At 72.0% G+C, this 10,914-nt stretch carries 9 protein-coding genes; 6 read left to right on the top strand and 3 right to left on the bottom strand.

Annotation, left to right across the window (positions count from 1 at the left end; all coding sequences use genetic code 11):
* Positions 1–370 precede the first annotated feature (370 nt).
* Positions 371–823 (top strand): glutaredoxin domain-containing protein, encoded by a 453-nt coding sequence (locus ACGFNN_RS22530; RefSeq protein WP_393558311.1) that lies wholly within the window; start codon positions 371–373, stop codon positions 821–823.
* 206 nt (positions 824–1,029) lie between these two features.
* On the opposite strand, the gene ACGFNN_RS22525 is transcribed toward ACGFNN_RS22530, so the two are convergent.
* Positions 1,030–2,160, bottom strand: a complete 1,131-nt coding sequence (locus ACGFNN_RS22525; protein ID WP_393558310.1) for an AI-2E family transporter — start codon at positions 2,158–2,160, stop codon at positions 1,030–1,032.
* Positions 2,161–2,482: 322 nt separating this feature from the next.
* Between ACGFNN_RS22525 and ACGFNN_RS22520 the strand changes: the two genes are divergently transcribed.
* The 3 genes from ACGFNN_RS22520 (at position 2,483) to ACGFNN_RS22510 (ending at position 6,218) form a co-directional block, all read left to right on the top strand.
* Positions 2,483–2,812 (top strand): DUF6233 domain-containing protein, encoded by a 330-nt coding sequence (locus ACGFNN_RS22520; RefSeq protein WP_393558308.1) that lies wholly within the window; start codon positions 2,483–2,485, stop codon positions 2,810–2,812.
* 252 nt (positions 2,813–3,064) lie between these two features.
* Entirely contained in the window at positions 3,065–4,966 is a 1,902-nt protein-coding gene (locus tag ACGFNN_RS22515) for an alkyl/aryl-sulfatase (protein ID WP_393558306.1), read from the top strand.
* 22 nt (positions 4,967–4,988) lie between these two features.
* Positions 4,989–6,218 carry a cation:proton antiporter gene (locus tag ACGFNN_RS22510; protein ID WP_393558305.1) on the top strand — a complete coding sequence of 410 codons (1,230 nt, stop codon included), beginning with the start codon at positions 4,989–4,991 and terminating at the stop codon, positions 6,216–6,218.
* 59 nt (positions 6,219–6,277) lie between these two features.
* Here the strand turns inward: ACGFNN_RS22510 and ACGFNN_RS22505 are convergent, their stop codons facing one another.
* Positions 6,278–7,915, bottom strand: coding sequence for an acyl-CoA dehydrogenase family protein (locus tag ACGFNN_RS22505; protein ID WP_393558303.1), 1,638 nt, complete (start codon positions 7,913–7,915; stop codon positions 6,278–6,280).
* A 27-nt stretch (positions 7,916–7,942) separates the two neighbouring features.
* On the bottom strand, positions 7,943–8,551 hold the full coding sequence (locus ACGFNN_RS22500) for a TetR/AcrR family transcriptional regulator (RefSeq protein WP_393558301.1): 609 nt from the start codon (positions 8,549–8,551) through the stop codon (positions 7,943–7,945).
* A 74-nt stretch (positions 8,552–8,625) separates the two neighbouring features.
* Here ACGFNN_RS22500 and ACGFNN_RS22495 point away from each other — a divergent pair, with 74 nt between their 5' ends.
* Together ACGFNN_RS22495 and ACGFNN_RS22490 are read left to right on the top strand one after the other, a co-directional pair.
* A complete protein-coding gene (locus ACGFNN_RS22495) occupies positions 8,626–10,170 on the top strand; it encodes a class I adenylate-forming enzyme family protein (RefSeq protein ID WP_393558299.1) in 1,545 nt (514 codons plus the stop codon).
* Between the two features lie 48 nt (positions 10,171–10,218).
* Positions 10,219–10,821, top strand: coding sequence for a TetR/AcrR family transcriptional regulator (locus ACGFNN_RS22490; protein WP_362665213.1), 603 nt, complete (start codon positions 10,219–10,221; stop codon positions 10,819–10,821).
* The last annotated feature ends 93 nt before the right edge of the window (positions 10,822–10,914 follow it).

The following is a 10,914-nucleotide window of genomic DNA, read 5'->3' as shown; positions in this document are numbered from 1 at the left end:
GTACTTCGTCTACCCGCTCAGCCCCCCCCGGCTCTGCTGGGTGGTGGTGGTGCGGCCCGGCCCCCACCACCACCTCGCCGTGAGTGACACGTCCGGCACACCCGCGCGTTGAAGCCCCCTCGGCGTGACCGTCCGACGGCATCGCCACGGAGAGGCCCGCTCGCCGCATCCGGGCACCGGTCCGGGCCGGTACACGGTGGACCTGCCCGCCGGACACACCGGCTTCCCGGTGGCCTTCGGCGGCCGCCGCCGACAGGGGCCGGCGGGTGTCACCCCGACGCGACCGGCAGTGCCCGCCGGGCGCAGGGCAGTTGACCGATGGCCTGACCGCCGTTCCGCCGCGGAGAGGCCACCGGTAGCCTGCGGCTCCATGACACGCGCCTGGATCCTGCCACTCCTGCTCATGACCTGCGGAACACTCGTCGCCGTCGCACAGTTCGTCAGGGGGAGCGCCGTCGGCGCCGTTCCTTTCCTCCTGCTCTTCGGGCTGCTCGCGGGGATGAACTCCCCACTGGTGTTCCCGAGGCCGGTCACCGACGCGGAGGCGCGACGCCGCAGCGCGGAGGACGGCAGGCCGGTCGTCTACTGGCGGGCGGGCTGCAAGTACTGCCTGCGCCTCCGCCTCCGTCTCGGCCCCGCCGCACACCGGGCCCACTGGGTCGACATCTGGCGCGACCCGGCGGGGGCGGCTGCCGTACGGACGGTCAACGGCGGCGACGAGACCGTGCCGACGGTCGTGGTGGCAGGCAGGCCCCACGTCAATCCGGACCCCTCATGGGTACGCGCCCAGCTGGGGCGGGGGCCGAGGACCGAGGAGGGGTGAAGCCGTCCCGGACTCCCGCCGGTCGGTCCGGAATCCCCCGGTGACGTACCCGAGGCGGCGACGGCGGATCTCCGTACGGTGGACGTGGAACACCCTGAGCAGGCCGGCCGCTTGACGGTGGGGTGCGTACCCGGCTGACCGGTGCCCCGCCCGGCCCACGCCCTTCCGCCCGCAGCGGGACGGTGGGCGTGGGCCTGCTCATGGCCTCAGGCGCCCGCCACGGGGTCCCCCAGAGCCCCTCGGGGCGAAGGCACTTCGTCCTCGCCGTCGCCCTCCGGCTCGGCAAGCTGTTCGCGCAGGTAGTTCCAGACCACCGCGATCAGCGCGGCCGCTGGGACGGCGAGGAGACTGCCCACGATGCCGGCCAGACTGCCGCCGAGGGTCACGGCCAGCAGGACCACAGCGGCGTGCAGGCCGAGCCCGCGGCTCTGGATCATGGGCTGGAAGACATTCCCCTCCAGCTGCTGCACCACGACGATGACCGCCAGCACGATCAGGGCGTCGGTGGGCCCGTTCGACACCAGTGCGATGAGGACGGCCACGAATCCGGCGAACAGGGCTCCCACGATCGGGACGAACGCGGACACGAACGTCAGCACGGCGAGCGGGAGCACGAGTGGAACCCCGACGACCCAGAGGCCGATTCCGATGAGCACGGCGTCGAGCAGTCCGACGTACGCCTGGGAGCGGACGAATTCGCCCAGCGTCGACCAGGCGCGATCCGCGACGACGGGGACGTCGGTGGCCAGGCGACCGGGGAGTTGGCGTCCGAGCCACGGCAGGAAGCGGGTGCCGTCCTTGAGCATGAAGAACATGAGGAAGACCGCCAGTACCGCGGTCACCACCCCGTTGACCACCGTGCTCACTCCCGTGACGACGGTGGTGACCATGCTGCCGACGCTGTCCTGGATGCGGGCGGTCGCCGAGTCGAACGCACCGGTGATCTGGTCGTCGCCGATGTTGAGGGGCGGCCCGGAAGCCCACTCGCGCAGCCTCTGGATGCCCTCGACGACCCCGTCCGCCAGCTCCCCGGACTGGGAGGCGACCGGAACGGCGATCAGTGCCACCACCCCCACCGCGACCAGCAGGAACAGCAATGTCACCACCGATGCGGCGAGAGCGGGGTGCCATCCCCACCGGCGCAGGCGGCGGGCGGCGGGCCACGTCAGGGTGGTGAGCAGGAGCCCGACGACGAGCGGCCAGACGACCGACCACATACGCCCGAGGAGCCAGAGAGAGACCGCGGTCATGACAAGGACGAGGAGCAGCTCGACGGAGACGCGCGCCGATGTGCGCAGGGCCGCGCGGGTCCTGGTGGAGCTCAACGTGACAGACATGCGGGACACCCTATTGGCCCACGCCGACCGCTACCCGCACGGCGCCCGGCTCGCCTCCCCCTGAGCGCTCCGCGGCACCGACGGACACCGGTACGCACTCGCATCCATAAATCGAACAGACGTACCCTTCCGGTGTGACCACCTGTACCTGCTCCCAGGACCCGCGCGATGCCCGGTCCACCGCGCGACACCCTTCCGCCGCCATCGGGACCGCGACGCCCGCCCACCCGCTCCGGGGCTCCGCGGCGGGCACCGGGTGTACGGAGTGGACGCGCGCCGGGGCCACCGGCTCCGGCCGTACTGCCAGGGCGGCCCGAGCCCGATGACTGATCACGACGGGCTCTCCCGGCTGGACAAGTGGCGGACCACGCGGGAGTACCTCGCATGGCAGCTTAGGTGCGCGGACCAGAAGGTCCGCGAGCTGGAGGCGGAGGAGAAGCAGTCCAGGCTCCGGCGGGAGCAGGCGCGGGCCGAGCGGTCTTGGAAGATCCAGCCGCAGCGCTCCAGCGACAGCGCGTTGCTGCACCGGGGCTCGTGCACCTTGTACAGGAACGACTTCGGCTACATCAGCCGCGAGGAGGCGATGGTCGCGCTGGCGGAGCCGGACATCGAGGCATGCCAGATCTGCCGGCCCGAGACGGGTCTGGGGTAGCGGGGTCTCCAGGTCGGCCACGGCGGCGAGCCGCGCCTCCCCCACGACGCGAACGAGCCGGGCACGCCCTCCCCACGACGCGGGGCGCCCGGCCCGGAGTGCTGTCCCCTGCGCACGGCCTGCCCGTGGGGCGCCGGTCCTCCTGTCGGCCCAGCTCCGGTGGCCCGCCCGCTCCTGACGGGTGAGGGTGGCAGCGACCGTGCGCGCCGTCGGGCTCCGGCCGCGGTGCGCCACCTGCGAAGGAGCGCCCCGATGTCACGGAACACGGATGCCAGACCCGCGGAGCAGAAGATCGCACAGGCCAACCGGGCGGCGCGGGAGCACCTGCCGTTCGACGACACCCAGGACCTGGAGGACGTGCGCCGCGGCTTCCTCGGCACGGCGTCGGAGAACGTGATCCGCGCGGAGGACGGGAGCGCCGTGTGGGACCTGGGCGCGTACGGGTTCCTCTCGCAGGACTGCCCCGACACGGTGAACCCCAGCCTGTGGCGGCAGAGCCGACTGGTCGCGGACCACGGGCTGTTCGAAGTCGTCGAGGGCATCTACCAGGTGCGCGGGTTCGACCTGTCCAACATGACGCTCGTGGAGGGTGACCGAGGCGTCCTGGTGATCGACCCGCTGGTCTGCGCCGGCACGGCCGCGGCCGCGCTGGCCCTGTACCGCGCCCACCGCGGTGACCGGCCGGTCACCGGAGTCCTCTACACGCACAGCCATGTCGACCACTTCGGCGGTGTGCGGGGCGTCGTCGCCGACGAGGATGTGGCAGCGGGTGTTCCGATCCTCGCGCCCGAGGGCTTCCTCGAGCACGCCGTCAGCGAGAACGTCTACGCGGGCACGGCCATGAGCCGGCGTGCCGCCTACATGTACGGCGCCGCGCTCCCCAAGGGTGAGCGGGGGCAGGTCGGCGCGGGGCTGGGCCAGACCGTCTCCACGGGTGCGGTCGGTCTCATCCCGCCGACCCTCGACATCACCCGCACCGGGCAGACGGAGACGGTCGACGGCATCCGGATGGTCTTCCAGCTCACCCCCGGCACCGAGGCCCCGGCGGAGCTCAACATCCACTTCCCGGATCTCCGGGCGCTGTGCATGGCGGAGAACGCGACCCACAATCTGCACAACCTGCTGACCCTGCGCGGTGCGGAGGTCCGCGACCCACGGGTGTGGGCGCGTTATCTCACCGAGGCCATCGATCTGTTCACCGATTCCTCGGACGTGGCCTTCGCCTCCCACCACTGGCCCGTCTGGGGCCGGGACCGGCTCCAGCGCTTCCTGTCCGAGCAGCGCGACCTCTACGCGTACCTGCACGACCAGACCTTGCGGATGCTCAACCAGGGCATGACGGCCCTGGAGATCGCCGAGAGGATGGAGATGCCCCCGGCCCTGGAGCGCGCCTGGCACACGCACGGCTACTACGGCTCGGTCAGTCACAACACCAAGGCCGTCTACCAGCGCTACCTGGGCTGGTTCGACGGTAACCCCGCGCATCTGTGGGAGCACCCGCCTGCCGAGGCGTCCTCCCGGTACGTGGAGTTCATGGGCGGCGCGGACGAGGTCCTGCGGAGAGCCCGGCAGTCCTTCGAGGCGGGCGACTTCCGATGGGTGGTCCAGGTCGTCAACCATGTGATCTTCGCGGATCCGGACAACGCGTCCGCCCGCGAACTGCAGGCGGACGCCTTCGAGCAGCTGGGGTACGGCAGCGAGAACGGCACCTGGCGCAACTTCTACCTCAGCGGCGCCCTGGAGCTTCGCCACGGCTCCGTCGGCACCCCCACCGCCACGGCCTCCCCCGATGTGCTGGCGGCCCTGACCCTCGACCAGCTCTACGACTCGCTCGCCATCCGCGTGGACGGACCGCGTGCCTGGGACGCCGACATCACGGTGCTCTTCCGCATCAGAGGCGGCGATCCCGTGACGCTGCGGCTCCACAACGGCGTCCTCACCCACACCACGGGCACCGGCCCGTCCGCCGGCCGCCCGGATCTCGAGATCGCTCTCGACGAGCCGGCTCTGCGCACCCTCCTTCTCGGATCCGTCGGCCCCGGAGAACTGCTGGAGCGGAAGGACGTGGAGGTGACGGGCGAAGCCACGCTCCTGGCGAATCTCCTGGGCCACCTCGGCGCACCCGACCCCGACTTCGCCGTCGTCACCCCGTGACCCGGCACCACGGCGGCGCTTCATGACCCATCCGGGCACCCTCGTCCTCATCATGGCCGCCGCCGTGCTGGCCCCCCTGCTGGTCTATTCGACCAGACGCAGGTTCCCCGTCCCGCTGGTCGTCTTCGAGATCGCCCTGGGCATCCTCATCGGCCCCGACGTACTGGGCTGGGCCGAGCCCGACCAGGTCGTCGACACGCTCGCCGACCTCGGGCTGTCGATGCTGATCTTCCTGGCCGGGTACGAGATCGATTTCGCCGCGGTCCGCGGGGACACTCTGCGCCGCTCCCTGGGGGCCTGGCTGATCTCGCTCGCCTCAGGCATTGCCTTGGGCTTCCTGATCAGCGGTGGGGACACGTTCAAGGCGTTCGTCATCGGCACCGCGCTGACGAGTACGGCGCTCGGGACGGTGCTGCCGATGCTGAGGGACCGCGGCGAGCTGAAAGGCCGCTTCGGCACGGTCATGACCGCGGTCGGTGCCGTCGGGGAGTTCGGGCCCGTCGTCGCCATCGCGCTGCTCCTCAGCGGACGCCGCCCGGCCGAGTCGGCCGCGCTCCTCGCGGCCTTCGGGGCGATCGCGGCCGTTGCCGTCTTCTGGGCGCTGCGCCCGCGGCCGCCGTGGTTCGGCCGGCTGACGGAGCGGACGCTGCACAGCAGCGGGCAGTTCGCCGTCCGCTTCGTCATGCTCCTGCTGGCGTGCATGCTGGGCCTGGCGGAGGCATTCGGTCTGGACGTGCTGCTGGGCGCCTTCGCCGCGGGTGTCGTCACCCGTCTCGTCCTGCGCCGCGCCGCGCCTGCCAGCAGCGACCAGGTCCTGGGCAAGGTCGAGGCGATGGGTTTCGGCTTCCTGGTGCCGTTGTTCTACGTGGTCACCGGCATCGAGTTCGACCTCGCGGCCTTGCTGGACAATCTGGCGGACCTGATGGTGGTACCGCTGTTCCTGCTGTTGTTCCTCCTCGTCCGGGGTGTCCCGGTCCATGCACTCGCCCCGAAGGATCTGGGTCGCCCCGACCGGACAGGACTGGCTCTCTTCGCCTCGACCTGCCTCCCCCTCGTCGTCGCGATCACCACGATCGGGGTGGACCAGAAGATCCTCGCGTCGAACGAGGCCGCGTCGATGGTCGGCGCCGCGATGCTGTCCGTCCTGTTCCTGCCGTGGATCGCGGGGCGGGTGCGCTCGGAGTCCGCCCGGCCGGACACGGCCGGACGGGCGGACTCCCCCTCGGCCGCGGCGGAGTCCGAAGCCTGGTGAGCTCCGGGGGGCTCCGGTCACCGGGGGCGCGGACAGAGGCAGCGGGCTCGGCGCACCGCTCAGGCCGGGAGCCGCTCCAGCAGGGCGGCGAAGTCGGTTCCCGGCTCCAGGGTGCCGAAGGCCATTCCGTGGTTCCCCGCGAGACGCGAGCCGCAGAAGGCGTCGGCGACCGCGGAGGGCGCGTGGCGGACCAGGAGTGCCCCCTGCAGCACGAGCGCCGCGCGTTCGATGATCCGGCGGGCGCGCAGCGGGGCGTCCTCGGTGAGGGTCAGTTCGTTCCGGAGCTCCCGCCAGGCGGCGTCCAGCCGGTGGTCGGCGCCGGCCGCCTGTTCGATCTCCGCGCGGAAGGCCTCCAGGGATTCGGGCTCACGGGACAGCGCCCGCAGCAGGTCGAGGGCGTTGACGTTGCCGGACCCCTCCCAGATGCCGTTGAGCGGCGCCTCCCGGTAGAGGCGGGGCATGCCTGACGCCTCGTCGTACCCGTTGCCGCCGAGGCACTCCAGCGCCTCGGCGACCGCGACGGGCTGGCGCTTGCACACCCAGTACTTGGCGACCGCCGTGGCCACGCGGAGGAACGCGCGCTCCTGGGAGTCGCCACGCTGGGCCCGGTCGGTGGCGCCCGCCAGCCGCAGGGCGAGGGAGGTGGCCGCCTCGGACTCCAGCGAGAGGTCGGCGAGGACGTTGCGCATCAGCGGCTGGTCGATCAGCTTGGCACCGAACACCGAGCGGTGCCGGGTGTGGTGCGCCGCCTGCGCGAGGGCGGCCCGGGTGCCGGCGGCGGAGCCCAGTACGCAGTCGAGCCGGGTCATGGTCACCATGTCGATGATGGTCCGTACGCCCTTGCCCTCCTCCCCCACGAGCCAGGCGACCGTTCCGTCGAACTCGGGCTCACTGCTCGCGTTGGACCGGTTGCCCAGCTTGTCCTTCAGGCGCTGGATGCGGAAGGTGTTGCGGGTGCCGTCGGGCAGTATGCGTGGGACGAGGAAGCAGGACAGGCCGCCGGGCGCCTGGGCGAGCACGAGGAAGAGGTCGTTCATCGGGGCGCTGGTGAACCACTTGTGTCCGCGCAGCCGCCAGGTTCCGTCGGGCTGTTCGGCGGCGGTCGTGGTGTTGGCCCGGACGTCGGTGCCGCCCTGCTTCTCCGTCATGCCCATCCCGGCGAGAAGCCCGGCCTTCGCCGTGGGGGTGCGCAGACCCGGCTCGTAGACACGGCTGGTGAGCAGGGGCTCGTAGATCTTGGCGAGGTCGGGTGCGTGGCGGAGGGCGGGGACGACGGCGTACGTCATGGAGACCGGGCACAGGTGTCCCGGCTCCACGGTGCCGGCCAGCATGAACCCCGCCGCCCTGGCCACGTGTGCGCCGGGCCGTTCGTCCGCCCAGGCGGCGCCGGCCAGCCCCGCGCCGACCGACATGTCCATCAGGGAGTGGTAGGTGGGGTGGAATTCCACCTCGTCGATCCGGTGGCCGTAGCGGTCGTGCGTGCGCAGTTCGGGCTCGTGCCGGTTGGCCTGGTCCGCCCAGTGCTGTGCCTCCTCGGAGCCTACGACGCGGCCGAGCCGGTGCAGGTCGTCCAGGTGCCAGGCCGCTCCCTCCCGCCGCACGGCCTCGACGAGGACCGGATCGTCCGCGACGTCGTGGCCCGCGAGGGGCGGGGCCTGGTTGGTCACCTCGTGGGTGGCGGGACCGCTGGTCGTCATGGTGGCTTCCTCCGGGGGCGGTTGGGGTCAGTGCGTCGGGGCGCCGGCGCACCTCAGCGCTGTGGCGGTGAGATCGGCGAGCAGGTCGTCGGTGGCGCTCGCCTCGGGGGTCCCGAGCGGGTCGACGAGCACCTCGCCGATCGCACCGGTCAGCGCCGCGGCGGTGATCGCGGCGTTCTGGGGCGGGAGTTGTCCGGCCGTCACGCCCTGATGGACGATCTCGGCGAACAGAGCTCGGTAGCGTCGCCGGAAGTCGAGCCGCTCGGCTCCGACGGCGGGCTCGGCCGGTGCGGCAAGCAGGGCGTAGGCGAGGCCCCTGTTCTCCAGGGCGCGACGGGCGAAGACCTCGGCGCCCAGGCGCAGCCGCTCGACCGGGTCGCCCGGGCCGTGCAGGACCTCGCCGAGCACCTCCACCTCGCGTCCGGCTGCGCGCCGGAAGACCTCGACGGCCAGCGCCGCCTTGGACGAGAAGTGCTGGTACACCGAGCCGGCGGCGATGCCCGCCGCGTCCGCGACGGCGGCCACGGACGCCTGTGACCAGCCCACATCCGCGACGACCTCGGTGGCACAGGTGATGAGGTGCTCCCGTGCGGCTTCGAGTCGACTGATTTCGGCTGGGGTCTTGCGGTAGGCCATGAAAGAAGTGAACCATCATTCAAAGTTTCCCGCCACGGTCGGTTTCCGCCGCCCAGGCCCGTCAGGAGAATGTGATGCACCTCAGTGCCCTGCTGGACAGCGCGGTTCGCTCGGCCGGTGACAAGGAAGCGGTGGTCCACGGCGAGCAGCGCTGGACCTACCGGGAGTTCGCCGATGCCGCCCGGCGGGCGGCCACGGTGCTCCGGGAGGCCGGGCTGAGGCCTGGCGACCGGCTGGCCGTGATGACGCACAACACCCCCGCCTTCCTGTTCGCCGCGTTCGGCGCCTGGTACGCGGGGGCGACCCTGGTGCCGGTGAACCACAAGTTCCGGGCGGCGGAGGTCGAGCGGCAGCTGCGGCACTGCGGGGCCCGGCTCGGCGTCGTGGACGCGGAGATCCAGGAGAACGCGTTCTCGGCCGATGTGGACGCGAAGTGGCTGATCAGCCACCCCGGCACCGGCCCGGAATCCCTGCCCGCGGACTCCTTCGAATCCCTGCTGGCGCGCGCCGAGCCGTGGCAGGGCGAGCCGGGACCGGACACGGACGTCGCCCAGATCCTCTACACCTCGGGCACCTCGGGGAACCCCAAGGGCTGCGTGCACACCCACCGCACCGTCGCCCTCACGGCCACCTACACGGCGGCGACCGTCCCGCTCCGGCGGGACGAGCGGTTCCTGATCTGCATGCCGATCTGGCACGCCTCCCCGCTGAACAACTGGACCATGGGCACCCTGCTGCTCGGCGCGACCGTCGTCCTGCAGCGCGAGTACGAGCCCCGCACCATGCTGGAGACCATCGAGCGGGAACGGATCACCGCGGTCTTCGGCGCCCCGATCGCCTTCATCGCCCCGGTGCAGACGGTCGCGGATCTCGGCAGCTTCGACCTGACCTCCGTCCGCTCCTGGATCTACGGCGCCGGCCCGCTGGACGCGGACACCACGCGGCTCCTGATGAAGGCGTACGGCTCCGAGAACTTCCACCAGGTGTACGGGATGAGCGAGACCGGCCCGGTGGGGGCGTCGCTCTCCCCCGACGAGCAGGTGGCGAAGGCCGGTTCGATCGGCCGTGGGGGTATGCCGGGGGTGGACCTGCGGGTCGTGCGGCCCGACGGAGCGGACGCCGAGGCCGGGGAGTCCGGCGAGATCTGGCTGCGGTCGGACACCCGGATGGTGGGGTACCTCGACGACGAGGCCGCCACCGCCGAGGTCTTCGTGGGTGACTGGTACCGCAGCGGGGACCTCGGACGGGTCGACGAGGACGGCTTCGTCACTCTCGTCGACCGGATGAAGGACATCATCATCACGGGAGGTGAGAACGTCGCGTCGCAGGAGGTGGAGGGCGCGCTGCGCGGCCACCCGGACATCCTCGACGTCGCCGTCGTGGGCCGCCCGCACCCTCAGTGGGGGGAGACGGTCGTGGCCGTCGTCGTCCCTCGCGACGGCACGGAACCGGACCTTGCCGGGGTTCGCGCCTGGCTGGACACACGCATCGCCCGCTACAAGATCCCGCGCGAGGTCGTACTGCGGAAGGATCTCCCCCGCACACCCTCGGGGAAGATCACCAAGCACGTGCTGCGGGCGGAACTGACCGCGGCCGCCGTGCCCGCCACGGCCGGCTGAGCAGCACCCCCGGCACAGCGGGGTCCGGACAGCGCGTAGGGTCACCGCATGGCCGACGAGCAGGCGCAGGGGACACGGAGGGGGCCGGGACGGCCCCGCCAGGCACACGTCACGCGTGCAGTCCTCGACGCCGTCGTGGAACTGGTGGCGGAGAGCGGCATGGGCGCGCTGACCATGGATGCGGTGGCCGCCCGCGCCGGCGTCAGCAAGCCCGCCATGTACCGCCGTTGGCCCACCAAGCAGGATCTCGTCATCGCCGCGGCCGAGTCGCGGATCGCTCCGCTGACCGTCCCCGACATGGGTGACTTCCGCGCCGAACTGAGGGCGGTACTGACCGCGCGCATGGAGGCCTACCGCCGGCCGGGCGTCGACCGGCTGCTGGCCGGCGTGATCGGTTCCGCCGCGGAGGCCGGAGCGGAGCCGGGGGCCTACCAGGAATACACCTCGCGCGTCATGAGCGAGACCCGGCACCTGCTGGAGCGAGGGGTCGAGCGTGGCGACGTCCGGCCGGACATCGACGTCGCGGACGCCGCCACCCTTGTGGCGGCGGCGCTGGTCTTCCGCATGGTCGGCGAGCAGCGGATGCCCGACGCGTCGCTGGTGGAATCCGTGGTGGACATGGTCGGCCGAGCGGTGAGCACTCAGCCGTAAGGCTTCCCCCGGCCGTGCCGGCGCCTCGGTTGTCGGCCCCCCCACGGCGGGACCTTCGGCCACCCCCCGACCAGACCGTTCCCCCCGGCCGGA

It is taken from the genome of Streptomyces sp. NPDC048590 (genome assembly GCF_043199535.1).
Taxonomy (GTDB): Bacteria; Actinomycetota; Actinomycetes; order Streptomycetales; family Streptomycetaceae; genus Streptomyces.
This window is presented reverse-complemented; position numbering and strand designations above follow the sequence as displayed.